The organism is Pseudophaeobacter leonis (genome assembly GCF_002087335.1).
GTDB lineage: Bacteria > Pseudomonadota > Alphaproteobacteria > Rhodobacterales > Rhodobacteraceae > Pseudophaeobacter > Pseudophaeobacter leonis.
The window spans coordinates 1-25,800 of sequence record NZ_MWVJ01000008.1 but is presented as its reverse complement, the minus strand read 5'-3'; the positions used below and the strand labels follow the sequence as shown (position 1 = coordinate 25,800).

The window sequence follows — 25,800 nt, the reverse complement described above, 5'->3', positions numbered from 1 at the left end:
CTCCTACGACTTGATCAGGTTTTTAATGGCTTCACGGATGCGCTTGTCTTCGGTATCCAGAAAACTCTGGCCCATTTCATAGGCGCGCTGAATTTCAATCATGCGGGTCACCTGGCCAATCGCATTCACGTTGGATCCTTCGAGAAATCCCTGCACCATACTGCCAGTTTCGGAATCTTCGATTTCGCCTTCAACGCGGAACATCACGCCGTCTTCACGCATCATGGTATGTGCGTCGACCGGCTGGAAAAGACCGATTTGGCCGATGGTATTGCCGTCGGCAGTGATGGTGCCATCTGCCCCTACAAGCACGGATTCTGCAGTGCCTGGAATGAAGACGGGCGCCCGGCCCGCATCCAGCACCCGCAGACCGTCCATGGTGACGAGGTCACCCGCAGCATTTGGGGAAAAGGCACCGGACCGGGTCAGTCGTTCACCCTGAGGGGTTTCGATCATGAAATAGGCATCGCCCTCGATCGCAAAGTCAAAATTGCCGCCAGTCTGGGTCAGCTGGCCCTGCTCCATCGATGTATTGAAGATATTTGCCCGCGCCATCGAGAGCGATTCTTGCCCGGGGGCGGTCTGGACGTATTCCGAAAAAATCAGCCCTTCAGAACGATAGCCGGTGGTGGCGGAGTTGGCGATATTGTTTGCCACCACACGCATTTCGCGCATCAGACCGGTCTGGCGGGAGAGGGTTGCGTAGCCTGCGGCTTCCATCAGGAAACTCCTGCAATCAAAGGAATGATATGGCCGTTAAAAAAGGCCACAAGTGTTTGGGTCATGAACCCCATGGACATCCAGAACACGAGAACAATGGCCGCGAGCTTTGGCACAAAGGTCAGGGTCATTTCCTGAACGGATGTCAGGGCCTGGAACAGGCCAATGGCGAGACCGACAGTCAGGGCGACGGCCAGGATTGGCGACGCCATGACCACCCCAGCCCAGAGAGCCTGTCGCAGTGTGTCGTAGAATTGGCCTTCGTTCATCATTGGCTTAGATCGGCATCCGCAGGATTTCCTGGTAGGCTTCGACCACCTTGTTGCGCACGGTGACAGCCGTCTCGACAGCCAGCTCGGTCTGCGCCAGCGCCTGGACCAGAGCATGCGGATCACCGTTGGCGGTCATCGACTGGACAGCGGTTTGTTCACCGACCTGCAGGGTATTGGCAAAGCCTCTCAAAGCTGGCCCGGGCCTGTTCGGTGGCACTGGTGCCGTGGAACTCGGGATCAACCTTGGTTGCGGGGCGGGCGGCGGTATAGCCACTGGCGGCGGATGTAATTGCGCGAATATCCATTCTGGATCTCCTCTTGCGGGGTTATTTTCTCAGCAGGTTCATCAACGAGGATGACATACCGCGGGCTTGTTCAAACATTTTCAGGTTGGCATCGTAGCTGCGCTGGGCCTCACGGGCGTCGGCGATCTCGATCATCAGATCAACGTTAGAGCCATCATAGTGACCGGTCTCGTCTGACAGAGGGTGAGAGGGGTCATAGATGCTTTCCAGGTCACTGCGGTCCAGCGTGACGCGACCGGTTTTGACCCGCTCAACGTCATTTTCCAGATCGCGCGTGGCCTCGAACGGGACGCTTTTGCGACGATAGCCGGGGGTATCGGCGTTAGAGATGTTTTCAGAAACGTGACGCAGCCGGGTCGCCTGGGCTTTCAGGCCGCTGGCAGTCACACTCAGGGAATTTGCAAATTCACTCATGGATCATGTCCCTCTAGCTGCGGCCAATGCTGGTGCGCAGGATATTCATTGATGATTTGTAGATGGCCAGAGCACGGTCGTGCTGGCGCTTTACCTCAACCCCATTGAGGATTTCCGTTTCGATAGAGACAGAGTTGTCATTGGGGTCGGCACCCGCATCCGATGAGGTAACGGCCCAATCCATTTGAGAGCCTTTGTTACCATTCAGGTGTGAGCCACGAGAGGCCACCATGTCGCCAGGGCGTGGCCCAGCGGCATAGTCCTCCTGAAAAGGTTTGATGTCCTTGGCGTGATAGCCAGGAGTATCCGCATTCGCGATGTTCTGAGACACCAGCGCCTGGCGCTTCCCGGCATGGGTGGCCATTGAGTATGCGATTTTAAAAACGTTCAGTTCCGTAAACACCGGGGCTTCTCCCTCGATCAATTTCAATCAAGGCTTAACCCTGATTCCTTTAGAAATTGTTTCAGGAACTAGATGGAGGCCTCAGGCCATGATCGCAGAGCTGAAAGCTTTGACTGAACAGATAGCCGGTAAGAAACTGGCAACCTCAATGGGCCGTGTGAGCGGAATATCCAGCGGCGAAATCGAAATCGCAGGCCTGGAACGCGAGGCGCGAATCGGTGACCGGCTGGTTTTGAGTCGCGGCCCCAATGATGAGCTTCATGGCGAGGTTCTCAAGATTAATAATAATAAAATCAGCATGTTGCCGGATCGCGCTCCTGATCGGGTGGCGATGGGGGATCGCGTAACACTGCATCCTGCGCCTGATTTTGCCCCGGGAAATAATTGGATTGGCCGGGTCGTTGACCCCTTTGGAGAGCCGCTGGATGGCAAGCCATTGCTGCGCGGCGAGACGGCCAGGGATCTTATGGCGCCGCCTCCAAAAGCCGCCGGCCGGCGTCATATGGGCGCCCGTCTCAGTACCGGACTTTCGGTTTTCAATACGATTCTCCCTATTGTTCAGGGCCAGCGTATTGGTCTTTTTGCGGGCTCGGGTGTTGGTAAATCGACTTTGTTGGCAAAATTGGCCGAATTTATGGAAGCTGATGTGGTGGTCATGGCGCTGATTGGCGAACGTGGCCGCGAAGTGAATCACTTTGTGCAAGACGTTTTGGGGCCTGAAGGCATGAAACGGGCCGTCGTTGTCGCGGCCACCTCGGATCAATCGGCGCTTGTACGCCGCCGTAGTGCCTGGGCGGCAATGACCATTGCCGAGCATTTCCGCGATCAGGGTAAAAATGTTCTGTTCATGGCTGACTCGGTCACCCGGTTTGCCGAGGCCCACCGTGAAATTTCCGCCGCCTCGGGAGAAGCACCGGCGCTCAGGAGCTTCCCACCGTCGGTGACGCCGCTCATCACCGGGTTGTGCGAACGGGCTGGTCCCGGCTCTGAGGGGCAGGGCGACATCACGGCGGTGTTCAGCGTGCTTGTGGCAGGCTCTGACATGGACGAGCCAATTGCCGATATTCTGCGCGGCGTTCTGGATGGGCATATTGTGCTCAACCGGGAAATTGCCGAGCGCGGCCGGTTTCCGGCCATTGATGTGTCGCGTTCTGTTTCGCGGAGCCTGCCAGCCGCAGCCACGCCAGAGGAGAACGAGACGATTCTGGAAGTGCGCAGATTCCTGGGCTCCTATGAGCAATCCGAAGTGATGATCCGTGCTGGTCTTTACTCCGAAGGCAATGATGCCGTGCTCGACAAGGCCGTAAAGATCTGGCCAGAACTGGATGCGTTTTTTGGCAAGGAAGATCCTAACGGTGTCGACAACAGCTTTGGCCGATTGCAACCGATGTTGCGGCGCGCCACCAGTGGCCGATAGGTCCCAAGGGCGGCTGTGGTGACATGAAAACAGGTCACACGAAAACTGGTGAGATGGAAACTGGTGAGATGGAAACAGACAAGCCCAGAGCCGCGCTATGGGTTTGCTCTGTTCAACCAGAGCCGCTGTAGCAACCGGGCAGGCGAGGACACACAAAAGGCGCTGACCAGGAGATCTGGCAGCGCCTTTTTGTAGGGTGTCTGGTATCCTGGTCCCGCTCCGGAAACCCTGGTCTGTGGTGACTAGGCCTGCAAGAGCGTCAGCGCCGTGGCAGCTGAGGAATAGTTGTTGCTGACGGCTGCAACTTCGGCCCGGGCCAGATAGGTGACCGCCAGCTTGTCCATGTCTTCCTGGCTGGACAGCTTCGTGAGATCATCTGTGCCCAAATAGCGCTGGGCAGCCTCTCTGTAGACAAGGACCTGCTGGTCAATATCAATCAGGTTCAGCGATTCAGGCAGGTTGAGTGTCACCTGCATCATTTTCGCCAACTGAGGCTGGCCAATGATATTGAACCATTGGGCCTCGATGGTTGGGCCTTCTTCGTCGACATCGTCAGGAATAATGACCCTTGCATTTCACGCAGCGCATAGAGGGCAATCCGCATGCTTTCGTCCTGCTCACCAACGGCAACCTCAAAAGACTGGGCTTCGTTGTCGGCGACGATAGCAGCCATGGCAACCGGGTCGGTGTTGGTGCGGGTCTCCCCACCACCAAACCCAAAGGCCTTGGAAAAATCGACCCAGCGACTGTCGTCCAGCTTGGAAGCCAGATTGTCTTCGGCGGTCGTGCCTTCCTCAAGAACCTTCTGAACCAACGCCTTGTAGTCGACTGGTCGTCCAGCCCAAAGGCTTTCAGGGCGACTTCCAGCAGGCGGCGATCATTGACCAGATCCTCAGCGGAGGTGACATTCCCGATATTCTCGGTGAAATAGTCGTTTTCGCGCTTCAAAATTGCGTCATTCTTGAAGTTGTCGAACTGTTCGTCATAGGTCGACTGCAAAAAGGACCAGCCAGCGATTCCCGATGACAGAAGAACCGGCCCAAAGCTCATGAGGGGCGTACCGCTAACAGACGATCCTCCCGCGGCAGCAGGCTACGCAGAGCCTTGAGACACCGATAATGGTTGTTGCTGAGCAGGGCATCCGTGGCCTCGGCCAGGCTGGCGCGGCTGTCAGAGTCGACAAAGACCTGGCTGAGCTCTTCGAGATTGCGCAGCATTTGCATACGGCTATCTTCGGGATCCGTATCACCGGTCAGTACAAGCTGGGCCGCATAGCAGACGCGGCGTACAGGCGTATTTGCCTCTTCGGGATGGATTGCGTCACGCAGACGCAGGATATTTGCATCCGGTGTCACAATTGACAGACGGCTGCGGCGGTCCCCGTTTTCAATGACAGCGCCATTGACAAGGACGCGTTCTTTAGGGGCAAGTTTTAGAACCAGTCCACTCATTTTATGTTGCTCCGCTGCGAAGGCCACGCATGATGGCTGTGTTGATATCCACCAGGGGCCTGACGTTCGCTTCACGCGACATGACCTGACCGGTGTATTCCTTCGTGAATGCAGCGAGAGATATAATCTGTTCTTTCAAGTCTGTCGGCAGCTCATTGGTTTCGCTGGCGACGTCAGCGGCAAAGAGGATCCACATTTTACGATTGTCATGCAAAGCAGAGACCATCGCTTTGAAATCATAAGGTTTCGCTTTAGCGGCTGTAATCATTTGTCGAGTGATGCGTGCAATGGCATCGAATTCCAGATCTTTGACTGTTCGCGTCGGGGCCTTTGCCGCCGAATAGGCACTCTTCGCTTTCAGAAGTGCATTCACGTGTTTTCCTAACGTATTATTTCTTCAGATTCTCTGAGAAGAGACCCGGGGCATGGGTCACACGCCCCGGGTTAAGCGGTTTAACGGAAGAGCTGCTGCAGAGTTTCTGGCGCGCTGTTCGCGATGCTCAGAGACTGAATGGCCAGCTGCTGCTGGGTCTGAAGCGCCTTAAGTCGGGCGGATGCAGATTCCATATCAGTGTCGGTCATCGCCGAGACACCCAGTTTCATCGCGTCGGTCAGTTTCGACACAAAATCACCCTGGTCTTTCAGACGCGAGGCGTCCGCACCAAGCTGTGCCGCGCCAGAGATGGCAGACTGCAGATAGGCTTCGATTTCACCCAGCGCAGTTGCGGCCGTGTCCGCATCTGTGATTGTGGTCAACGATGCAACGTCGATGGAGCTTTCAAAGTCAACCGTATCAACAGTGATCTCAACCGGAGTAGGTGTACCTGTGGGACCGACGCGGTCCAACGAGGCGAGAACACCGAGGCTGGTACCACCGGCACCGTCAACATCGCTTGCCAACAGGTTTGCACCGTTGAACTGCGACGCTGCGATGATCGATTCGATCTGGGCAACCTTCTTCAGCATGTCCGCGTCGATAGTGTCGTGGTCAACGTTTTCCGACTGCGCGGAAACAGCAAGTTCTTTCATGTCTTTCAGAACAGAAACGATCTGTTCTGCACCGGCAGAGGCAACAGCGACGGTTGCTTCGCCAACGCTCAGGCTGTCCTGAATGGCAGTGAAGCCTGCAATGTCAGATTCCATGGTCTTGGAAATGGCCCAGACAGCAGCGTTGTCTTTGGCGCTACCGACTTTTTTACCGGTAGAAACTTCGCTCTGAGTTGTTTCCAGGCTGTTGTTCACCGAAGACAGAGTCTGGAGAGCAACCATTGCGCCACTGTTTGTCAGAATGCTGGTCATAGCGTATTATTCCTTTAGCGATCGAGACACTTTGGTCTCTACTTTTTCCCTGCCCCGAAGGGCATTTTAGCGTCTTTCTGACAGTGCGTTCAGCCTACCGGCCTTCGCGCCACCTCAGTGATGAGATGCATGGAGACATTGCGACGAAAGTTACTAAGAGAGTCCTAACGGCCGGAATCGCATTCCGTAGAATTTTCATTAAATTTCAAACGGTTCAGCTACGTTTCTCCAGGCGTTGACCCATAGTGGTGCCATAGCGGGCCTTGCGTCCGGCGCTGTCATATACATCGAGGCCTTTCTTCACCCGGCGCAGTTCCGCCATACGGGTTGCAACGCTGCGGATGCCTTCCATCGCGCTGTTCAGCAGTTCCTGATTGCGCGAGACTTTTGACTGCACCTTACTCAGCGCTTCCCGCTCGAGGTTCTCTATAGTGTTGAGATTTTGGATGATGGCTTCCTTGCGGCTGAGCAGAGTCTCGATCTGATCCAGTTCACCGCGCACCAGTGCGCTGCGCTCCTGGTCGAGAATTTCATCCAGCTCGTTTATAAGGCTCTGTGGGTTCTGATTAGTCATGAGAAGACTCCTTCAGTGAATGATAAAGTGATTCGGCGAGGCCAATGCCGCCGGCTTCGGTGATTTGTTCGGCCTGCGCGCGGATCAGAAAGCTGCTGAACTGATCCTCTCCCTCGCCGCCACTACCGAGGCCTTCGCGGCTTTTTCCAAGACCGGCGGATTTCAACATTTCCGTTAAAAAGGAAGCCTCTAGCTGGTTCGCGGCGTTGCGAATCGCATCATCCTGAGTCTTTTGTTTCAGGCTGGGTGGGGCTGTTGCCGCCGGATGAGTTGTCGAGAGATTGGGCATTCTGCACCTTCCTTCAGTTTTATCTCAGATTTGCTTGATTTTTCTGAGATTGCCTCAAAAGCGGTTAAAATTACCGTAACTGCTTTGGGGTAGATGTTGAGGCATCGAGATAGAATGTCTGGAATCCCATGCTAACAAATATACTCTTTGGTCAGGCGCGTTCGAACGCAGCAGACCCGCCCAGCGTTAAGGCGACTGAAAGCCCGATGCGCCAACACGGCAGCCGTAGCTTTTCCGATCACCTCAGGGATCAAGCGAGACGCGACGGGATAAAATCAGTTTCTCAAAAAGAGCCCAATAAGCAGCCCGAAAAGGCGGCAGAGCGGCGGGACGTGGATGATGGCCCAAAGCGGGCTGATCAAGACAAGTCCAGTGCCGACCAGCCCAGGACTGCTTCTGACACCAAGACTGGTAAGGGGGAGGCGGTGCTTGACGGTGCGGTTGTTCCTGACACGGATGCGGTAGCTGCTGGCGTTGAGAGCGATCAGAGTGAGGGTGATCTGCCTGTTTTGGCCGCAGTGAGCGCGGACACCCAAGAGGAGACAGATTCTCAGATTGCCCTAGACTCTACAGAAGCGCTTACGCAGGACGCGACTGCGGCTCTGTCTGTTTCAGCGCAGGCCAGTGAGAAAGCCAGTGCCCAGGCCGGTGAGAAAGCCAGTGCGCAGGCCAGTGCCCAGGCCAGTGAGCAGGCCAGTGATGGGAAAACCGGCGCTATAGCCGCAGCTGGTGATGCCAAACTGGCCGCAGAGGCTGAGCAAGCCAAGACCGGTGCTACGGGTAATGCTGCCAAATTGGCGGCTGTGCCTGAAGATGCAAAATCCCTGACCGTTGCGGCAAAGGACTCAGTGACCCCTGAGGTCGGCAAGAGCGACACCGCGCAGCAGTCTGTTCGACCTTCGGCAGATGATCTAGTGAACACAGGTGTTGAAAACCGCCGCAGCGCCGCAGAAATCACCGGGTCCAAAGGCATGGCCGGAAACGCAGTCGGCCAGTCGGCTCAGGTCCTGGCCTCTGCTAATCCTTCGGCGGTGTCGACACAGGCCGGTGCTGCCAACCCTGCGCTTGAGCCGACCTCGCCGCGAAGTGCGGAAATGTCTGAAGAGTCTGCGCCACGCGTTGAGACTCAGGCAAACGGCAGCCTTGCGTCTCAGCGTTCGCTGGATGCCAATCAACCGCGAGCGGGCGGCGCCAAAGCGACTGCCGCCGGGGATGTCAGCCTGTCTGCAAAGGCAGCTGAGAGCGCTATGATCAGTGGGGCCGAATCCGCCAAGGCGGCTCAAAGCGGCCAGGCGACTGCGGAGAGTAGCGTCGAGGCAGCTCTGCGCGACGTGACTGCCAAGACGACCCCAACGGGAGAGGCCCTGATGGCCGCTGCCGGGCAACCCCGGGCAGGTGCTACGGTCGAACCTGGCCGTCGGGCGCAGGGGCGCGAGAGCGAAGCGCGTGAAGCACAGGCGTCAACCACAGGTAAGGGCACAGGAATCGGCTCAGCTGCCCAGGCCGCAACGGTGGCCAAAACCGCCGCAGCCGCACAGGTTAGTGCCGTTCAGCAGGCCTTTGCCGCCCAGGCCCTTGTCGCAGATGCTTCTGCTGCTGCGGCCCAGGGTGATGCGCTTTTGATGGCGGCAGAGTCCGGTCCTGAAATGCCCGGGCTGTCGCAATTGCTGACCGAAGCCGTGCTGCAGCCAGGAACTGTACACCGTCCCGAGACTCCGCGCCTGATTGCAGCACAGCTTGCCCAGGCTCTCGTTGCCAAGGGGGAGCGTAATGTCGAAGTTGCGCTGAACCCAGAGGAGCTGGGCCGGGTCAAGATGCGGGTGACCACCAGCGACACCGGTATCACGGTGGTTATCCAGACCGAGCGCCCGGAAACCGGGGACTTGATGCGCCGTCATATCAATGAGCTGGCGGATGAGTTCCGCAGGATGGGTTTTGACAATGTATCCTTTGAGTTCAGCGGTGGCGGAGCGTCAGATGGTCAGGCCAGCAGCGACGGCGATGGACAGTCCGCAGCAGGTGGATCCCCGTTGGCACAATCAGATGAAATGGCTGCGGCACCCGTCGCAGACACACCAACACAGCAGCTCCGGATGGGTAATGCCGGCGTGGACATGAGGGTCTAACAGATGACAACCGAAGTATCTGCTGCCTATCCGGTAGCGACAAACACAACGCCGACTACAGCCTCCGGCACCGGTACAAAGCTGACATCGGATTTTGACACATTCATCAAGCTGTTGACGGCTCAGGCCAAATATCAGGACCCAACAGAGCCGATGGACAATACCGAGTATGCCTCGCAGCTGGCGGAATTCTCCATGGTCGAACAACAGGTTCTGACCAATGACAACCTGGGCACGGCTCTGGGTCAGCTTGGCCTTGGCAATATGGCGGCTCTGACCGGCTGGGTTGGTATGGAAGTGCGCGCAGCAACCTCAGCCACCTTTGATGGTACCAACCCAATCAATGTAGCCCCCAACCCTGCCTCCTCGGCGGATGAGGTCACTTTGGTGGTCAGCAATGCGGCTGGCGATGAAATTAATCGCATCACGCTGCCGGTTTCTGCGGATCCCTATGATTGGGATGGCACCAACTATGCTGGCGATATAGCTCCAGCTGGCGCCTATAGTTTTGTCGTAGAAAGCAAGGTGGATGGTGAAGTTGCCATGGAGGAGCAGGCAGAAGTGTATACATCTGTCCGCGAAACCCGGATGCAGGGGAACGATGTGGTCTTGATCAACGAGACCGGCGCTGCAATCTTGGCAACCAGCGTGACGGCGCTGCGGGATCCAGGCGAAACACAGGTCTGAGTCTAAGGGCAGTGCCGCATTAGAATTGCTACTTGCCAGATGCGCGGGGGCACAGACCGGAGTGCGCCGCCCTGCAAGGCCTGGACAGAGACTTTGATTTGCGATTCTTTCAATCGCTGCGGGCGCGGGGGCTGGATGTCCCCGCGCCATTGCCGTTGCAGGGGGGGCGGTCCAACCGCGTCTGGCAGTGTGGCGATCTGGTGATAAAACTCTATCTGCCAGCCGGGCACACTCCGCTGTTTGCCAATGACCCGGCGCTTGAGGCCTCGGCGCTGTCGGCGCTCGCAGGGACCGGCATGGTGCCGGTTCTGCGTGCTTCGGGTCTTTTTGAGGGGCAGAGCTGGCTGGCCTACGGCCATATCACCGGTGCCCCCTGGCAGCGCGACACGGCGCATGTCGCGCGGCTTTTGGGTCGGTTGCACGACCAGCCCGCATTCTCAGGCGTGCCAAAAGGTGTCAATGGCAGCGCGGCCCTGGAACGACAGACCCTCGCGATTCTGGCGCAGTGCCGCCTGCAAACCGCTGATGTGGCACAGATCAGGGCATTGCGGCCCTTTGGGCAGGTGCCGCCGCTGCAGCAGCTGGCGCTGATTCACGGCGATCCGGTGCCGGGAAACCTGCTGGCCCATGATGGAACCCTGACCCTGATTGATTGGCAATGTCCGCAATTGGGGGATCCAAGCGAGGATCTGGCGCTGTTTCTGTCGCCTGCGATGCAATATCTTTATCGTGGCGCGCCGCTGTCAAAACCAGAACAAGAGGGGTTTCTGGCGGCCTATCCGGATCCCCGTATGGTTGGCCGCTACCTGGCGCTAAAGCCCTGGTTTCATTGGCGTATGGCGGCCTATTGCCTGTGGCGTAGTCAGCACGGCGAGCCGCGTGATCGGGTGGCACTGTCGCTGGAACGTGCCGCGCTGGATCAGTCCATCATACCCAAAAGAGCATAGGCCGGCGGCATCACCATCCGGCGTGCGCGGCCAAAGGGAAACCGGCTGAGACCCTGCATCACCGGCGAATAGGGCAGGTCCGGCGTCTTACCCTGTGCCAGATCGGCCAGCAGTCGTCCGGAATAGCTGCCCATAGCGACGCCATTGCCATGATAGCAAAGGCCGGCAAGCATTCCCGGATTATCGGGGAGGGGGCCGACAAAAGGCACGAGATTGCGCGACAGGCAAACCATGCCAGACCAGCTATGGGTGGTCTCAACATTCTTCCAGGCGGGGAACAGTCTTTCAAAGTCTCGGCGCAGTTTCCGGCGAATACCCTGTTCGACGCGCGGCGATGACAGCAGCCCGCCGCGCATGCCAAAAAGGAAGCGCCGGTCGGGCATCAAGCGGAAATAATGCAGCATATTGCGGCTGTCATAGGCCATTTGATCACTGAACCAGCCCTGCGCCTGCAGCTCTTCGTCGCGCAGGGGCCGCGTCACCATGGCGGTGGATTGCGTCGGCATATAGCGCGCAGACAACCAGTCGGGCAGATCATCGGAGGAATAGCCATTGGTGGCAATGATCACCTGATCACTGCGCAGGGTGCCCGCTGGCGTGGTGATGATGTGATGGCTGCCCTCGGCTGTGATCTTTTGCGCTGGGCTGTTCTGAAACAGCTGCACGCCCGCAGCACTAGCAGCCCGCGCCAGACCAAAAAGATATTTGCGCGGGTTCAGGCCAAAGCCCACCGGCGTGGTGAGCGCGCCGTAGAATTCTCCGTTCAGCCCTTCAGCGGCAAGCTGGTCTTTGGTCAATAGCAGCGGCGTGCCGCCATCGCGGGCGATGTCATCGGCCTCATGCTGCATCTTTTGCAGGGCGCGCGGACTGTGGGCCATCAGGGTTTCGCCCTTTGAATGGGTGTCCGCGTCAATCTCATGTTGGCAAGAAGCCCCGCCACCAGGTCGACAGCCGCCGCTTCGCCCTCCTCGTAGATTTCGGTGGCCTCGGGGCCATATTTGCGCAGCATGGCCTTGGCCGAGAGTTTCGAGCCACCCAGACAACAAAAGCCGCCATTGCGGCCTGACGCGCCCCAGCCGGGCGTTCGGCCTCGAGCACCGCCACTGACGCGCCAGCCTCAGCGAGATGCAGCGCCGCTGACAGCCCGGTGAAGCCACCGCCAACCACGGTGACATCCACCCGGATCTCGCCGGTCTGACTGTCCCAAACCGGGGCTGGAATAGTCTCGTCCCACCAGCAATTGTCGCGTGGGCCAGGCCCATAGGCGTAGTTGGAATAAATTCGCCGCATCAGGTGCGCTCCGCGGCTTGTTCGTCGCGCTTTTGCCGCACCATCTGACGTTTTGTCACCAGCGAGGCGGTGATCACGCCAAGGGTGACAATGGCGATCATAATGGTGGACAGGGCGTTGATTTCAGGGGAAACGCCAAGCCGTACTGCCGAGTAGATCTTGATCGGCAGGGTGGTGGCGGCAGGGCCCGAGGTGAAGGAGGCGATCACCAGATCATCCAGCGACAGGGTAAAGGCCAGGAGCCAGCCGGAAATCACCGCAGGGGCAATGATGGGCAGGGTGACGAGGCGAAAGGCCTCGGCCGGAGAGCAGCCCAGATCCAGTGCAGTCTCTTCCAGTGACCGGTCAAAGGTGACCAATCTGGAGGAGACAACCACCGAGACATAACACATTGAAAAGGTGGTATGGGCCAGCACGATGGTCAGGATTCCACGATCAAGACCCATGCCGATGAACAGCAGCAGCAGCGACAGGCCGGTGATGACTTCGGGCATTACCAGCGGTGCGTAAATCATGCCGGAAAACAGGGTGCGTCCCATGAACCGTCCGCCGCGCACCAGCACATAGGCGGCCATGGTGCCCAGCACCGTGGCAATGGTCGACGAGACCACCGCCACCTTGATCGTCACCCAGGCCGCATTGAGAAAGGCCTCATTCTGCATCAGCTCGCCATACCATTTGGTCGAAAAGCCCGCCCAAACGGTGACCAGTTTGCTCTCGTTGAAGCTAAAGATCACCAGAATGATCATCGGCACATAGAGAAAGGCAAAGCCAAGCGTCAGGGATACGGTGTTGAACCAGCTCAGGCGCTTCATTGTTCTGCCTCCTGCTGTTTTTGCTGATTGCGCTGGAACAGTACGATGGGAATGATCAGCAGCAGCAACAGAACCACGGCAACAGCCGAGGCGACGGGCCAGTCGCGGTTGGAGAAGAACTCTTCCCACAGCACCTTACCGATCATCAGCGTATCAGAGCCGCCCAGCAGCGAGGGAATGACAAACTCGCCCAGCACCGGAATAAACACCAGAAAACACCCGGCTACGATGCCGGTTTTGGACAGCGGAATTGTCACCAGCCAAAAGGCAGTCAGGCGCGAACAGCCCAGATCCTCGGCGGCCTCAATCAGCGAATCGTCCAGCCGTTCCAGGGCCGCATAGATCGGCAGGATCATAAAGGGCAGGTAGGTGTAGACGATGCCGATATAGACGGCGGTGTTGGGGGTGAGGATGGTGAGGGGCTCGGAAATGATCCCGGTCCACAGCAGGAACTGATTGAGGAAGCCTTCGTTTGATAGGATCCCCATCCAAGCATAGACCCGGATCAGAAAGCTGGTCCAGAACGGCAGGATCACCAGCATCATTAGGGTTGCGCGCCACTCTTCGGGGGCGCGCGCCATGGCATAGGCCATCGGGTATCCAACCAGCAGCGTCAGCACTGTTGAGACAAAGGCGATCTTCAGCGAGCTGAGATAGGCCTTCCAGTAGAGATCATCCTCGGAGAGCCAGACGAAATTTTCAAAATCCAGCTCGGAGAGAAAGGCCCAGATGCCGGTGGCCCAGTCAAAATGCGGTGCATAGGGCGGGCGCGCCAGCGCCACATCCGACAGCGAGATTTTCAACACAATGATAAAGGGCACCAGGAACAGCGCCAAAAGCCAGAGATACGGTACAGCAATGAGGGTAAAGCGGCGCATCAGGTCGCCAAGAGAACGCCTGCCGTGGCGGTCCAGGACAGCCAGACAGTGTATTCCCAAGTGAAGGCGCGACGTGAGATGCGGCGGGTGTTGGCGCTTTGCGCCTTGATCACCGCGCCCGAGGGCAGCTCAACGTGGTAGGTGGAAATATTGCCCAGATAGGCGATATCGAGGATCTTGCCCTGCACAACATTGTCCACACCGCTGGGTTCTTCAGCGTTGATGGTGACTTTCTCGGGGCGGATGGCAAGATGGCATTTCTGCCCGTCCGAGAAGGCGGTGGCGGAGGTCACATTGAGCGGCGCCTGACCTTCTTTCCAGGCGATGGAATAGCGGTCTTCACCGGTAGGTGTGGCGATGCCGTCAATGATGTTCACTTCGCCGATGAAATCCGCGACATAGACCGAATTGGGCGTCTCGTAGATGCGGTCAGGGGTCGCGACCTGAATGATCTTGCCGTTGTCCATGACCGCGACGCGGCTGGCGACGGTCATCGCTTCTTCCTGGTCGTGGGTCACAATGACAAAGGTGGTGCCGGTCTTTTCCTGAATGTCCATCAGCTCAAATTGCGTGTCCTGACGTAGCTTTTTATCAAGCGCGCCAAGAGGTTCATCCAGCAAAAGAAGTTTGGGTTTTTTGGCCAGAGACCGCGCCAGCGCAACCCGCTGACGCTGACCACCCGATATCTGGTGCGGCTTGCGGCGGGCAAATTTCTCCAGCCGGGTGAGGCGCAGCATTTCGTCGACACGATCAGAGATGTCGTTTTTTGGCATGGCTTCGCGTTTCAGGCCAAAGGCGATGTTTTCCCAGATGCTGAGATGCGGGAAAAGCGCGTAGGACTGAAACATCATATTGGTGGCGCGCTTGTTGGGCGGCACCGGGGCCATGTCCTGACCGGCGAGAAAGATCGCGCCTTCTGTGGGGGTTTCAAACCCGGCGAGCATCCGCATCATGGTGGTTTTGCCACAGCCCGACGGGCCCAAAAGCGCAAAGAACTCTTTTTCATAGATGCCGATGGTCAAATCGTCGATCGCCGTGAAGTCACCAAATCGTTTGGAGACATTCTGGAACTGGATCAAGGGCTTGGCCTCGGGATCGTTCCAGGGTTCGAATACAGGAATGGTCAAGCTGCTTCCCCCGCAGGGTCCAACTGGCGCAACTTTTATGGCCGCGCTTTGTCAGAGAGTTTGGTGCAAATAGGTAGAGGCAGGGCGCAACACAGCACCCTGCCGGATCAGGTCCCTGGAGTTTAGGTGCCAGATTTGATCTTGGTCCACATACGGGTGGCTTTACGCTGAACTTTGATCGGGTAACCCTCTTTGATATAAAGGTTTTTGAGCGTTTCGGCGTCTGGGTAGATCGCCGGATCCCCAATCACGTCCTCTTCCAGCATCTCCTGGCTGGCAAGGTTCCCATTGGCGTAATAGACATAGTTGGAGGCCGCAGCCATATTGCCTGCATCCATGATGAAGTTCAGGAACTTATGCGCCGCCTCGGGGTTGGGAGCATCAACAGGAATGGCCATCTGGTCAAACCACATCAGCGCGCCTTCTTTTGGGGCGTTATATTCGATTTCCACACCATTTTCGGCCTCTGCTGCGCGATCACGCGCCTGCAGAATGTCACCGGACCAGCCAAAGGCGACGCAGATGTCACCGTTTGCCAGCGCGTTGATATATTCAGAGCTGTGGAACTTTTTGATGTAGGGGCGCACGGCAGAGAGAACCGGTTCTGCCTTGGCGACCACGTCGGGATCCATGCTGTTGGGATCTTCACCGATATACTTCAGCGCGGCGGGGATCATCTCGTCGGGGGCGTCAAGGAAGTAGACACCGCAGGCGGCCAGCTTTTCCATATTGGCGGGGTTGAAAACCAGATCCAGCGAGTCGAGCGGCGCATCTTCGCCCAGCACTTCGTGAACCTTGGCGGCATTGCTGCCGATGCCGGTGGTGCCCCACATGTAGTTGACCGAATACTCGTTGCCGGGATCATACAGGCTGGTGCGCGCTTCGATGGCGTCCCACATATTCGTGATATTGGGCAGCTTTTCCATGTCCAGCTTTTGGAACGAGCCGGCCTGAATCTGGCGCGCCAGGAACGAGCCGGTGGGAACAACAACGTCATAACCCGAGCCACCCGCAAGCATTTTTGTTTCCAAAAGCTCGTTGCTGTCGAATACGTCATAGATCAATTTGATGCCGGTTTCCGCTTCGAACTTTGCCAGCAGCTCTTCGTCAATATAGTCGGACCAGTTGTAGACGCGCACTTCTTCTGCCATGGCGGCGGAGCCGAGCAAGGCGACGATGGCGGTGGTTGTCATCATTTTGAGTGTCATGAATATCTCCCTGTGGGTACCGGTGTCAGCCCGGCTATGCTGGATTTGATCAAGTTTTGCCTCGTTCGGCAATACTGTTTATGTTTCCACCGGGCAGAACTTCGTGCAAGCTGCCCAAAAATTAGGAGGAAAAGCCCCAGTGTCGGTGACCAATTCAGCAACTCAGGGAGCCCCAGGTGAGGGAGCCAAATTGCCCGCCCATGAAACCGTCTATCAACAGCTGCGGGCGCAGATACTTTTTGGAGAGTTGGCGCCAGGGCAAGCGGTCACAATACAGGGTCTGACAGAGGCGCTGAATGCTGGCATGACGCCGGTGCGTGAGGCCATTCGCCGGCTGATTTCAGATGGGGCTTTGGTGTTTCAGGGCAACCGCCGTGTCTCGGTGCCGCTGCTGCGCTCTGAAGACATTGATGAGCTGGGTTTTGTCAGGAAAACAATAGAGTCCGAGCTGGCCCGCCGGGCCGCTCTGCATATCACGGATGATCAGATTGACCAGCTTGAGGCGATAGATACGGCCCTGGATCAGGCGATATCTGCCGGCGATGTTGCGGGCTATCTGGTGCAGAACTACAGCTTCCACTCTGGGCTGTATGCCTGTGCAAATGCGCCGATCATGGCGGACCTTGCTGATCGTCTCTGGCTGCGCTTTGGCCCCTCCCTGCGGGTGGGTCGCGGCCGCTTCGGCACCCAGAGCTTTCCGGACCGCCATAAAGACATCCTTGAGGCCATGCGACAAAGGCAGCCAGAAAAAGTTGCGCTGGCGATGGAAAAAGACGTGGCACAGGGCATGGAACAGGTGAGCCAGGGCCTGGGCCGCGCCAACTGATTCGATTGACAAGGCGAAATTTGATCATATTCTGATGGCAACCTCTTACGGATGGAGTCAGCCCGATGAACGCGATCACCAATCACATGCCCACGGCCGAATTGCAGGCTCTGGACGCCGCCCACCATATGCATCCTTTTACCGCCAATGGTGAGTTGGCCGAAAAGGGCACGCGTATCATCACCCGCGCCAGCGGCGTTACGCTGACCGACAGCGAAGGCAACGAGATCCTCGATGCGATGGCCGGGCTTTGGTGCGTCAATATCGGCTATGGCCGTGATGAGCTGGCCGATGTCGCGGCGCGTCAGATGCGCGAGCTGCCCTATTACAACACCTTCTTTCAGACCAGCCACGCCCCGGCCATCGCGCTGGCGGCCAAAATCGCTGAACTGGCGCCGGGCGATCTGAACCATGTGTTCTTTGCCGGGTCCGGCTCTGAGGCAAATGACACCAATATCCGCATGGTGCGGCACTATTGGGCGCTGAAGGGCAAGCCGACAAAATCCATTCTTATCAGCCGTAAGAACGCCTATCACGGATCAACTGTTGGCAGTGGCTCATTGGGCGGCATGAGCGCGATGCACGAGCAGGGTGGCTTGCCGATCCCGGATATTCACCACATCAACCAGCCCCATTGGTGGGCTGAGGGCGGCGACACCCCTGAGGATGACTTTGGTCTGGCGCGGGCGCAGGAGCTGGAAGCGGCCATTCTGGAGCTGGGCGAAGATCGCGTTGCCGCCTTTATCGCAGAGCCGGTGCAGGGCGCCGGGGGTGTCATCGTGCCGCCAGCCACCTATTGGCCGGAAATCCAGCGCATCTGCGATAAGTATGAAATCCTGTTGATCGCCGATGAGGTCATCTGCGGATTTGGCCGGACCGGCAACTGGTTTGGCTCTGAAACCGTAGGCATTCGACCTGACATCATGACCATCGCCAAAGGCCTTTCCTCGGGCTATGCGCCCATCGGCGGATCCATTGTATCTGACGAGGTCGCCGCGGTGATTGGTTCGGATGAGTTCAACCATGGCTACACCTATTCCGGCCATCCCGTGGCCTCGGCTGTCGCCTTGGAGAACCTTGCGTATTCTGGAAGAAGAAGACGTTGTTGGCCATGTTCAAAACGTGGCTGGCCCCTATCTGAAAGAGAAATGGGAGGCCCTCGCGGATCATCCGCTGGTTGGGGAAGCCAGAATTGTTGGTATGATGGGCTCGATTGCCCTGACCCCCAACAAGGCCACCCGTGCAGCGTTTGCCGCCGCTGGTGGCACCATCGGCTATATCTGCCGCGAGCGCTGCTTTGCCAACAATCTGATCATGCGCCACGTGGGAGACCGGATGATCATCTCGCCTCCGCTGGTGATTGAACCCGCAGACATTGATGTGTTGATCGCGCGCGCGCGCAAGTCGCTGGATGAATGCTACGCGATTCTGCAGGAGCAGGATTTGCTGCACAGCGCGTAATTTCTCATGAACGGGACGGATCGCGCCGCATTTTTTTGCTGAGCGGAAATTTCGCCTCGCGCCTGTCAGGTGCGGGGCGTCTTTGCATTTCGCCTCCAATTTGTGCTGATTAAGGTTTGCCTGTCGCAACAGCAGCGAAAACCGCTAAATCTGTCGCAAATCTGATCGGGGGTGTCGCAGACAGTCTAAGTCAGCTACTATATGATCCTAAGCTGGTTAAAATACCTATTCTGATGATCCGGTTGCATACCGCACCAAGGGTGTGCTTACATTAAAGAAGAAGCGCAGAACCAATCTGCCGATTATACAAACGGGGAGCCTGATTTGGCTGATGCGTCAAACGCCGACGCGTTCGTGGAATTCGAACGCGTGCAGAAGAGTTACGATGGTGAGAACCTTGTCGTAAAAGATTTGAACCTCACTATGCCCAAGGGTGAATTCCTCACCATGTTGGGCCCCTCGGGTTCTGGCAAAACAACCTGCCTGATGATGTTGGCCGGATTTGAGACTGCAACCCATGGCGATATCCGTCTTGGTGGCACCTCGATCAACAACATCCCACCGCACAAACGCGGCATCGGCATGGTGTTTCAGAACTACGCTTTGTTTCCGCATATGACGATCGCCGAGAACCTTTCCTTCCCGTTGGAGGTCCGCAAGATTGGCAAGTCGGATCGTGAGGCAAAGGTGAAGCGGGCGCTGGATATGGTGGAAATGGGCGCCTTTGGCGGCCGTCGTCCCTCGCAGCTTTCTGGTGGTCAGCAGCAGCGTATTGCTTTGGCCCGCGCACTGGTGTTTGAACCTGAACTGGTTTTGATGGATGAACCCCTTGGCGCGCTGGACAAGCAGCTGCGCGAAAAGATGCAGTTCGAAATCACCCACCTGGCGCATCGTCTGGGCATCACCGTGGTCTATGTGACCCACGACGAGACAGAAGCCCTGACCATGTCGGACCGCGTTGCGGTGTTTGAAGATGGCCGCATTCAGCAGCTGGCGCCGCCAGACAAGCTGTATGAAGAACCACAAAACAGCTTTGTGGCGCAGTTCATCGGTGCAAATAACACCCTCGACGGCACCGTCAAAGAGATCAACAATGGTGTTGCTCTGGTCCAGCTGGACGGCGGAGAGCTGATCGACTGTCGGCCGGTCAACGTCAGCAAACCCGGCGAGCGCACCCGCGTGTCCATTCGTCCCGAGCGCGTTGAATACAACAAAGAGCGTCTTGCTGAGGGGGTCCACACCCTGAAGGCCGAAGTGCTCGAATTCATCTACATGGGCGATATCTTCCGCACCCGTCTGCGGGTTGCTGGCAATGAAGAATTCGTCATCAAGACACGAAATGCCCCCGATCAGGAGCGTCTGAAGCCCGGTCAGCAGATTGAAATCGGCTGGCTGCCCAGTGACTGCCACGCCCTGGACGCCTGATCCGGACGCCTGATCCGGGCGGCACATAAGCATAACCTCTGGCGATCATGACCGGGGGGACAAAAGTTTCCGAACGATTGTATAACAAGGAGTGAACCCTCATGAAGATGACAAAACTGTCAGCATTGGCGATGACCACGGCGCTTTGCGCGCCTGCGGCCTTTGCCGAAGACATGTCTAACGAACTGACCCTGGTGTCCTGGGGCGGTGCCTATCAGGCCAGCCAGCACAAAGCCTATGTTGAGCCCTATATTGCGGCGAACCCTGGCCTGAAGGTCATCTGGGACGAAAGCTCGGGCGAAGCTGTTGCGAAACTGCGCGCCATGAACGAAACCGGCAATGTAACCTGGGATCTGGTTGACGCGGTTGCCTCTGACGCCATGCGCCTGTGCGACGAAGGTCTGGCCGATGAAATCGACCATGACGCAGATCTGGCCGCAGCCCCCGATGGCACCTCGGCCTCCGACGACTTTGGCAACCTGTTGGTTTCCGACTGCTTTGTGCCACAGATCGTTTACTCGACCACCTTTGGCTACCGCACCGACCTGGTTGGCGCCGAAGCGCCGACCACCGTTTGTGACGTGTTTGACCTGGCAAAGTTCCCCGGCAAACGTGCGCTGCAAAAGCGTCCAATCGACAACCTTGAGTGGGCTCTGTATTGCGACGGCGTTGCCAAGGACGACATCTATGACGTTCTGGGCACCGACGAAGGTGTAGCGCAGGCCCTGGCCAAGCTCGACACCATCAAGGAAAGCGTTGTCTGGTGGTCTGCTGGTGCGGAAACACCCCAGCTGCTGGCCGATGGCGAAGTTATCATGGGTTTCGACCTACAACGGCCGTCTGTTCTCGGCCATTGCCGAGCAGAACCAGCCGATTGGTATGCTCTGGGACATGCAGTCCTTTGACCTGGACGGCTGGATCGTTCCCGCCGGTCTGCCTGCTGACCGCAAAGCCCGCGTCATGGACTTCCTGAAGTTCGCAACCGACACGCAGCGTCTTGCGGATCAGGCGGCCTACATCTCTTACGGCCCGGCCCGTGCCTCTTCGGCGCCTCTGGTTGGTAAGCACGCTGAGCTGGGCATCGACATGGCACCCCATATGCCTACCGATCCTGCAAACTCGGCTAACGTGCACACCTATGACTATGAGTGGTGGGCAGACAACCGTGACGATCTGGACGGAAAGTTCCAGGCCTGGTTGGTCAAGTAATCTGACCTCGTTGTGAGACTGGGAAAGGGCCCGGCCCCAGTGCCGGGCCCCTTCTCCACAAACAAAAAGACCCGACGGGGACCCCCACCATGAGTGATACCACCCAAAACGGCCCAGTGCTGGCCGCTGATGGCACGCCTCTGAAGCGTAGCCTCGCAAAGGCACTGCGGATGCAGAAGATCCGGGCACTGATGCTGATCGCACCCTTGCTCTTGCTTATTCTTGTGACCTTCATCCTGCCGGTTGGCGACATGCTGTTCCGTTCGGTGGACAATCGCATCGTTCAGGAGGTTCTGCCGCAGACTGTAAAGGCGCTCGAGAGTTGGGATCCGGCCTCGCCGGAGCTGCCCGATGAGGCGGTTTTCGCCGCCCTGGCCGTTGATCTGAAGGCCGCGGCCGAGGCCAAGGGCCACACCAAAGTTGCAAAACGCCTGAACTATGAGAATCCCGGAATTTCCTCGGTTTTTCGTAAATCTGGCCGTAAAATCAAAAAATGGGACGTTGAGAATGAAGGCCCCTACAAGGAGCGCCTGATTGAGCTCAACGATGGCTGGGCCGATATTGAGCTCTGGCGGACCATCAAAACCTATTCCGGCCTTCGAACCATGGGCTATTTCCTCAACGCGGTGGATCTGAAACTGGGCTCCGACGGTGTCGAGGTGCGCCCCGAGACCGAGCGCATCTACAATACCATGCTGATCCGGACCATGCGGATGTCCCTGATCATCATGTTCAGCTGTATCCTGCTTGGCTATCCGGTTGCCTGGTTGCTGGCCAATCTTCCGACCCGAACCGCCAACCTGCTGATGATCCTGGTGCTTTTGCCTTTCTGGACCTCGCTGCTGGTGCGAACCTCGTCCTGGAAAATCCTGCTGCAACAGCAGGGTGTCATCAATGACGTGTTGGTCTGGATTGGTCTTGTGGCGGACGACAACCGACTTGTGCTGATCAACAACGAGCTGGGCACCATCATTGCGATGACCCATATCCTGCTGCCCTTTATGATCTTGCCGATGTATTCGGTGATGCAGACAATTCAGCCAACCTATCTGCGGGCGGCAAAATCGCTGGGCGCCACCAACTGGACGGCCTTCTGGCGGGTCTACTTCCCGCAGTCAATTCCAGGTATTGGCGCGGGATCCATTCTCTGCTTCATCCTTGCTGTGGGCTACTACATCACCCCCGCGCTGGTTGGTGGCACCAAGGGCACCTTTATCTCTAACCTGATCGCCTATCACATCTCGACATCGGGCAACTGGGGGCTGGGCGCCGCACTGGGAGCAATTTTGCTGGTGGTGGTTCTGCTGCTGTACTGGGTCTATGACAAGATTGTCGGCATCGACAACGTGAAGCTGGGGTAACCGACAATGAGTGCACTTCCTCCATATGCGACAACCGGCCAACGGGTTTGGTACTACTCTTTTCGGGTAATCTGCGGGTTGATCTTTTTCTTCCTGATTGCGCCGATCATCGTCATCATCCCTCTGAGCTTTAATGCGCAGGACTTCTTTACCTTCACGCCGGAAATGCTGCGGCTCGATCCTGAAGGGTTTTCGCTAAAGCACTACCGCGATTTCTTCAGCAATGACTCCTGGCAGAGCTCTATGTGGAACTCGCTGAAGATCGCGCCGATGGCGACGCTGGTCTCGGTGACCTTTGGCACCCTGGCGGCAATCGGTCTTAGCCAGCCACATGTGCCCTTCCGCCGCGCAATCATGGCGATTCTGATCTCGCCCATGATCGTGCCGCTGATCATCTCGGCCGCCGGTATGTACTTTTTCTATAGCCGGATTGGTCTGCAGGGCACCTATTTTGGTGTGGTTCTGGCGCATGCGGCATTGGGTATCCCCTTTGTGATCATCACTGTGACCGCAACGCTTGTGGGATTTGACCGCTCGCTGACGCGTGCTGCGGCCAATATGGGGGCTGACCCCGTGACCACCTTCTTCCGCATTCAGATGCCGCTGATCCTGCCGGGCGTGATTTCCGGCGGTCTGTTTGCCTTTATCACCTCGTTCGATGAGGTGGTGGTGGTGCTGTTTGTTGGCTCTGCCGGCCAAAAGACGCTGTCCTGGCAGATGTTCATCGGCCTGCGTGAGCAGATTTCACCCACCATTCTGGCGGTGGCGACCCTCTTGGTGGCGATTTCGATCATGCTGCTGGCAACGGTTGAGATGCTGCGGCGCCGCTCGGAACGTCTGCGCGGTATGAGCCCCAGCTAAGGCGCTGCCTGAGATCATAAAGAAAAGGCCCCGAGGATTTTCGGGGCCTTTTTTATGCGAGTAGTCAGTTTCTTTGATGGTCCCAGTGTCTGATGGTCCCAGTGTCAGGGCTAACGTTTACGCTCTACCTTGCGTTTCACCTTGGCGGCCTTGTGCTTGGATTTGCTGCTCTTGCGCTTGATATGGCGCCCGGCTGGGCTGCGCCGACCGCTGCCACTGCGGCCTTTTGGCAGGCCTTCGCCCTCAATCGCCAACAGTTCCAGCTCCAGCCCGCCGGTGACTGGCGCGGCCTGGGTGAGGCGTACGGTAACCCGTTGCCCAATCGAGAGGGTGAGGCCGGTGTCGACACCAATCAGCGCTCCGGCATCGGCGTCGAAATTGAAATACTCGCGGCCAATGGTGCGTACCGGAACCAGACCGTCAGCGCCGGTTTCATCCATCTTCACAAAGGCACCAAAGCGCGCAATGCCGCTTATGCGTCCGGTGAATTCATTGCCAACCCGTTCCGACAGATAGGCCGCTAGATAGCGATCCGTGGTGTCGCGTTCTGCGATCATCGAACGGCGCTCGGTCTCGGAAATATGGGTGGCAGTCTCGTCCAACCCGTCAATCTCAGCCGGTGACAACCCATCATCGCCCCAGCCATGGGCCGAGACCAGTGAGCGGTGCACGATGAGGTCGGCGTAGCGCCGGATGGGCGAGGTGAAATGCGCATAGTTGCGCAGCGCGAGGCCAAAGTGGCCAAAGTTCTCTGGCGTATAATAAGCCTGCTGCATCGAGCGCAGGGCGGAGATATTGATCAGCTCGGCGTCATCGGTCCCCGCCGCGCTATTGAGCAGCGCATTGAGGTGCCTGGTCTGCAGTACCTGTCCCTTGGCAAGTGGCAACCCGGCGGCCAGGGCGGTTTCGCGCAGCGCTTCCAGCTTTTGTGGGGCGGGTTCTTCGTGAACCCGGAACAACAGTGGCGAGAGCTTTTTGATCAGGGTTTCTGCGGCTGACACATTGGCGAGAATCATGAATTCTTCGATCAGGCGATGCGCATCCAGCCGGTCGCGGAAGGCCACCGAAGTGACCTCGCCACTGTCGCTCAGGATGATTTTGCGCTCAGGCAGATCCAGGTCCAGCGGCTCGCGTTCGGCGCGGGCCTGCTTTAGGGCCTCATAGGCGGCATAGAGCGGTTTGATCACCGGCTCCAAAAAGCGCTCGGTGCGCTCTGTTAGCTGCCCGTCCATGGCGTCCTGCACCTCGGCGTAATGCAGCGAGGCGTCAGACTGCATCAGAGCCCGCACAAAGCGGTGCGAGATTTTGTTGCCCGCAGCGTCGATCTGCATGCAAACGGCCAGACAGGGACGCGGCACGCCCTCGTGCCAAGAGCACAGATCGCCAGACAGCCGGTCCGGCAGCATTGGCACCACCCGGTCGGGGAAATAAGAGGAATTACCGCGTTTGCGCGCTTCGCGGTCCAGCGCGCTGCCGGGGGTCACATAGGCGGCGACATCGGCGATGGCGACCCAGATGATATGGCCACCGGGGTTTTTGGGATCGGAATCGGCTTCGGCATAGCAGGCGTCATCATGGTCGCGCGCGTCCGCCGGATCGATGGTGATCAGGGGCATCTCGCGCAGATCTTCGCGGCCCGTAAGGCCCATGGGTTTGGCGGCATTTGCCTCGGCGACCACCTTATCTGGGAACGCGTCCGGGATGCCGTGCTGGTGGATCGCAATCAGCGACACCGCCTTTGGCGCGCTGGGATCCCCGAGACGGGCCACAATCCGGGCACGTGGCAGGCCCATGCGGCCCTTGGGGCCAGCCTGTTCTGCCTCGACCAACTCGCCATCGCGGGCGCCCTGCATCACATCTGCCGCCACGGTCCACTCGTTGGAAGAGGACTTGTCGATAGGAACAATGCGGCCGCCCTCGGCCCCCTTGCGGAAAATGCCGATCACCCGCTTGGGATTGACGCCAATGCGTCGGATAAGGCGGGCTTCATAGTGGTGATCCGTGCCCTCAACCTTGCTGAGCCGGGCCAGAATGCGATCGCCCTGACCCAACGCAGGCCCGCCCGCTGCGGTGACCAACAGAACGACAGGCTCAACCCCCTCACCGTGCCATTCCATCGGCTCTGCATACAGGTCGCCATTGTCGTCAGGCGCTTTGATTTGCAACAGGGTGACGGGCGGCAATTGCTCGGGGTCGCGATAGGTCTTGTTGCGCTTTTGCAGATGACCTTCGGCCTCCAGCTCTTTGAGCAGGCGCTTGAGATCAATGCGGTCAGCGCCCTTGATGCCAAAAGCTTTGGCAATGTCACGTTTCGCGGTTTGGGTCGGGTGGGCACTGATCCAATCGAGGATCTCGGCCTTGGAGGGTATACGGCTCATAGCCCCGCCTAGCATGGCTGGCCGGGCAGGTCATGGAGAAAAACACCCAGGGACCAG

General features: G+C 57.8%; 23 protein-coding genes and 5 pseudogenes. 10 read left to right on the top strand and 18 right to left on the bottom strand.

The genetic code is table 11. From position 1 onward, the window contains the following. Nucleotides 1-3: 3 nt before the first annotated feature. From B4968_RS03650 to B4968_RS03630, 5 genes and pseudogenes are all read right to left on the bottom strand, one after another. Nucleotides 4-720, bottom strand: coding sequence for a flagellar hook-basal body complex protein (locus B4968_RS03650; RefSeq protein ID WP_083096711.1), 717 nt, complete (start codon nucleotides 718-720; stop codon nucleotides 4-6). Beyond that, nucleotides 720-992 carry a flagellar biosynthetic protein FliQ gene (locus B4968_RS03645; protein ID WP_083096709.1) on the bottom strand — a complete coding sequence of 91 codons (273 nt, stop codon included), beginning with the start codon at nucleotides 990-992 and terminating at the stop codon, nucleotides 720-722. Before B4968_RS03645 ends, B4968_RS03650 begins: the two co-directional genes overlap by 1 nt. A 4-nt stretch (nucleotides 993-996) precedes the next feature. Further along, nucleotides 997-1,297 (bottom strand): annotated as a pseudogene (gene fliE, locus B4968_RS03640) (flagellar hook-basal body complex protein FliE). Nucleotides 1,298-1,318: 21 nt separating this feature from the next. After that, on the bottom strand, nucleotides 1,319-1,711 hold the full coding sequence (gene flgC / locus B4968_RS03635) for a flagellar basal body rod protein FlgC (RefSeq protein WP_083096707.1): 393 nt from the start codon (nucleotides 1,709-1,711) through the stop codon (nucleotides 1,319-1,321). Between the two features lie 13 nt (nucleotides 1,712-1,724). After that, nucleotides 1,725-2,114: a FlgB family protein gene (locus B4968_RS03630; protein ID WP_083096884.1), complete on the bottom strand. Its 390-nt coding sequence runs from the start codon at nucleotides 2,112-2,114 to the stop codon at nucleotides 1,725-1,727. 88 nt (nucleotides 2,115-2,202) lie between these two features. Between B4968_RS03630 and B4968_RS03625 the strand changes: the two genes are divergently transcribed. After that, entirely contained in the window at nucleotides 2,203-3,531 is a 1,329-nt protein-coding gene (locus B4968_RS03625; RefSeq protein ID WP_083096702.1) for a FliI/YscN family ATPase, read from the top strand. Between the two features lie 242 nt (nucleotides 3,532-3,773). Here the strand turns inward: B4968_RS03625 and B4968_RS25065 are convergent, their stop codons facing one another. The 7 genes from B4968_RS25065 to B4968_RS03595 form a co-directional block, all read right to left on the bottom strand. After that, nucleotides 3,774-4,010, bottom strand: a complete 237-nt coding sequence (locus B4968_RS25065) for a hypothetical protein (protein ID WP_277620911.1) — start codon at nucleotides 4,008-4,010, stop codon at nucleotides 3,774-3,776. Next, nucleotides 4,007-4,345: a DUF1217 domain-containing protein gene (locus B4968_RS25060; protein ID WP_277620910.1), complete on the bottom strand. Its 339-nt coding sequence runs from the start codon at nucleotides 4,343-4,345 to the stop codon at nucleotides 4,007-4,009. The genes B4968_RS25065 and B4968_RS25060 overlap by 4 nt, the downstream gene beginning before the upstream one ends. A gap of 232 nt (nucleotides 4,346-4,577) precedes the next feature. Then, entirely contained in the window at nucleotides 4,578-4,982 is a 405-nt protein-coding gene (flbT, locus tag B4968_RS03615) for a flagellar biosynthesis repressor FlbT (RefSeq protein ID WP_083096701.1), read from the bottom strand. A 1-nt stretch (nucleotide 4,983) separates the two neighbouring features. Then, nucleotides 4,984-5,355 (bottom strand): flagellar biosynthesis regulator FlaF, encoded by a 372-nt coding sequence (flaF, locus tag B4968_RS03610; RefSeq protein ID WP_083096700.1) that lies wholly within the window; start codon nucleotides 5,353-5,355, stop codon nucleotides 4,984-4,986. An 80-nt stretch (nucleotides 5,356-5,435) separates the two neighbouring features. Further along, nucleotides 5,436-6,281 carry a flagellin N-terminal helical domain-containing protein gene (locus tag B4968_RS03605; protein WP_083096698.1) on the bottom strand — a complete coding sequence of 282 codons (846 nt, stop codon included), beginning with the start codon at nucleotides 6,279-6,281 and terminating at the stop codon, nucleotides 5,436-5,438. 214 nt (nucleotides 6,282-6,495) lie between these two features. After that, nucleotides 6,496-6,855 (bottom strand): flagellar export chaperone FlgN, encoded by a 360-nt coding sequence (locus B4968_RS03600; protein ID WP_083096697.1) that lies wholly within the window; start codon nucleotides 6,853-6,855, stop codon nucleotides 6,496-6,498. Continuing rightward, nucleotides 6,848-7,144, bottom strand: coding sequence for a rod-binding protein (locus B4968_RS03595; RefSeq protein ID WP_083096695.1), 297 nt, complete (start codon nucleotides 7,142-7,144; stop codon nucleotides 6,848-6,850). Before B4968_RS03595 ends, B4968_RS03600 begins: the two co-directional genes overlap by 8 nt. A gap of 128 nt (nucleotides 7,145-7,272) precedes the next feature. Between B4968_RS03595 and fliK the strand changes: the two genes are divergently transcribed. From fliK to B4968_RS03580, 3 genes are all read left to right on the top strand, one after another. Further along, a complete protein-coding gene (fliK, locus tag B4968_RS03590) occupies nucleotides 7,273-9,270 on the top strand; it encodes a flagellar hook-length control protein FliK (protein WP_083096687.1) in 1,998 nt (665 codons plus the stop codon). Nucleotides 9,271-9,273: 3 nt separating this feature from the next. Further along, nucleotides 9,274-9,957, top strand: a complete 684-nt coding sequence (locus B4968_RS03585) for a flagellar hook capping FlgD N-terminal domain-containing protein (protein ID WP_083096679.1) — start codon at nucleotides 9,274-9,276, stop codon at nucleotides 9,955-9,957. Between the two features lie 98 nt (nucleotides 9,958-10,055). After that, nucleotides 10,056-10,904, top strand: a complete 849-nt coding sequence (locus tag B4968_RS03580) for a phosphotransferase (RefSeq protein WP_241525532.1) — start codon at nucleotides 10,056-10,058, stop codon at nucleotides 10,902-10,904. Here B4968_RS03580 and B4968_RS03575 read toward each other — a convergent pair. The 5 genes and pseudogenes from B4968_RS03575 to B4968_RS03555 all read right to left on the bottom strand — a co-directional run bounded on the left by B4968_RS03575 (nucleotide 10,877) and on the right by B4968_RS03555 (nucleotide 16,222). Further along, nucleotides 10,877-12,194: pseudogene (locus B4968_RS03575) on the bottom strand (NAD(P)/FAD-dependent oxidoreductase). The gene B4968_RS03580 and the pseudogene B4968_RS03575 overlap by 28 nt on opposite strands. Beyond that, nucleotides 12,194-13,009: an ABC transporter permease gene (locus tag B4968_RS03570; RefSeq protein WP_083096677.1), complete on the bottom strand. Its 816-nt coding sequence runs from the start codon at nucleotides 13,007-13,009 to the stop codon at nucleotides 12,194-12,196. Before B4968_RS03570 ends, B4968_RS03575 begins: the two are co-directional and overlap by 1 nt. Further along, the gene (locus tag B4968_RS03565) at nucleotides 13,006-13,887 is read right to left on the bottom strand and encodes an ABC transporter permease subunit (RefSeq protein WP_083096675.1); all 882 of its coding nucleotides are present in this window, start codon (nucleotides 13,885-13,887) and stop codon (nucleotides 13,006-13,008) included. The genes B4968_RS03570 and B4968_RS03565 overlap by 4 nt, the downstream gene beginning before the upstream one ends. Beyond that, complete coding sequence (locus B4968_RS03560) at nucleotides 13,887-15,014, bottom strand: ABC transporter ATP-binding protein (RefSeq protein ID WP_083096673.1); 1,128 nt, start codon at nucleotides 15,012-15,014, stop codon at nucleotides 13,887-13,889. The genes B4968_RS03565 and B4968_RS03560 overlap by 1 nt, the downstream gene beginning before the upstream one ends. 122 nt (nucleotides 15,015-15,136) lie before the next feature. Then, the gene (locus B4968_RS03555; RefSeq protein WP_083096877.1) at nucleotides 15,137-16,222 is read right to left on the bottom strand and encodes a polyamine ABC transporter substrate-binding protein; all 1,086 of its coding nucleotides are present in this window, start codon (nucleotides 16,220-16,222) and stop codon (nucleotides 15,137-15,139) included. 139 nt (nucleotides 16,223-16,361) lie between these two features. On the opposite strand from B4968_RS03555, the gene B4968_RS03550 reads away from it, so the two are divergent. From B4968_RS03550 to B4968_RS23985, 6 genes and pseudogenes are all read left to right on the top strand, one after another. After that, a complete protein-coding gene (locus B4968_RS03550; RefSeq protein WP_241525531.1) occupies nucleotides 16,362-17,048 on the top strand; it encodes a GntR family transcriptional regulator in 687 nt (228 codons plus the stop codon). 65 nt (nucleotides 17,049-17,113) lie between these two features. After that, nucleotides 17,114-18,509: pseudogene (locus tag B4968_RS03545) on the top strand (aspartate aminotransferase family protein). A gap of 324 nt (nucleotides 18,510-18,833) precedes the next feature. Then, nucleotides 18,834-19,934, top strand: a complete 1,101-nt coding sequence (locus B4968_RS03540) for an ABC transporter ATP-binding protein (RefSeq protein WP_083096669.1) — start codon at nucleotides 18,834-18,836, stop codon at nucleotides 19,932-19,934. A gap of 101 nt (nucleotides 19,935-20,035) precedes the next feature. Beyond that, a pseudogene (locus B4968_RS03535) lies at nucleotides 20,036-21,143 on the top strand (extracellular solute-binding protein). Nucleotides 21,144-21,232: 89 nt separating this feature from the next. Then, the gene (locus B4968_RS23990; RefSeq protein WP_241525530.1) at nucleotides 21,233-22,504 is read left to right on the top strand and encodes an ABC transporter permease; all 1,272 of its coding nucleotides are present in this window, start codon (nucleotides 21,233-21,235) and stop codon (nucleotides 22,502-22,504) included. Between the two features lie 15 nt (nucleotides 22,505-22,519). Next, nucleotides 22,520-23,365: pseudogene (locus tag B4968_RS23985) on the top strand (ABC transporter permease); the annotation flags it as partial. Between the two features lie 110 nt (nucleotides 23,366-23,475). Here B4968_RS23985 and rnr read toward each other — a convergent pair. After that, nucleotides 23,476-25,743, bottom strand: a complete 2,268-nt coding sequence (gene rnr, locus B4968_RS03525) for a ribonuclease R (protein ID WP_083096667.1) — start codon at nucleotides 25,741-25,743, stop codon at nucleotides 23,476-23,478. Between the last annotated feature and the right edge of the window lie 57 nt (nucleotides 25,744-25,800).

Bases quoted from the DNA above. Each gene is read 5' to 3' on its own strand.
- B4968_RS03650 (WP_083096711.1), bottom strand. From the start codon at position 720: ATGGAAGCCGCAGGCTACGCAACCCTCTCCCGCCAGACCGGTCTGATG.
- B4968_RS03645 (WP_083096709.1), bottom strand. From the start codon at position 992: ATGATGAACGAAGGCCAATTCTACGACACACTGCGACAGGCTCTCTGG.
- flgC (WP_083096707.1), bottom strand. From the start codon at position 1,711: ATGAGTGAATTTGCAAATTCCCTGAGTGTGACTGCCAGCGGCCTGAAA.
- B4968_RS03625 (WP_083096702.1), top strand. From the start codon at position 2,203: ATGATCGCAGAGCTGAAAGCTTTGACTGAACAGATAGCCGGTAAGAAA.
- B4968_RS25065 (WP_277620911.1), bottom strand. From the start codon at position 4,010: ATGATGCAGGTGACACTCAACCTGCCTGAATCGCTGAACCTGATTGAT.
- flbT (WP_083096701.1), bottom strand. From the start codon at position 4,982: ATGAGTGGACTGGTTCTAAAACTTGCCCCTAAAGAACGCGTCCTTGTC.
- B4968_RS03605 (WP_083096698.1), bottom strand. From the start codon at position 6,281: ATGACCAGCATTCTGACAAACAGTGGCGCAATGGTTGCTCTCCAGACT.
- B4968_RS03600 (WP_083096697.1), bottom strand. From the start codon at position 6,855: ATGACTAATCAGAACCCACAGAGCCTTATAAACGAGCTGGATGAAATT.
- B4968_RS03595 (WP_083096695.1), bottom strand. From the start codon at position 7,144: ATGCCCAATCTCTCGACAACTCATCCGGCGGCAACAGCCCCACCCAGC.
- fliK (WP_083096687.1), top strand. From the start codon at position 7,273: ATGCTAACAAATATACTCTTTGGTCAGGCGCGTTCGAACGCAGCAGAC.
- B4968_RS03585 (WP_083096679.1), top strand. From the start codon at position 9,274: ATGACAACCGAAGTATCTGCTGCCTATCCGGTAGCGACAAACACAACG.
- B4968_RS03570 (WP_083096677.1), bottom strand. From the start codon at position 13,009: ATGAAGCGCCTGAGCTGGTTCAACACCGTATCCCTGACGCTTGGCTTT.
- B4968_RS03565 (WP_083096675.1), bottom strand. From the start codon at position 13,887: ATGCGCCGCTTTACCCTCATTGCTGTACCGTATCTCTGGCTTTTGGCG.
- B4968_RS03555 (WP_083096877.1), bottom strand. From the start codon at position 16,222: ATGACACTCAAAATGATGACAACCACCGCCATCGTCGCCTTGCTCGGC.
- B4968_RS23990 (WP_241525530.1), top strand. From the start codon at position 21,233: ATGAGTGATACCACCCAAAACGGCCCAGTGCTGGCCGCTGATGGCACG.
- rnr (WP_083096667.1), bottom strand. From the start codon at position 25,743: ATGAGCCGTATACCCTCCAAGGCCGAGATCCTCGATTGGATCAGTGCC.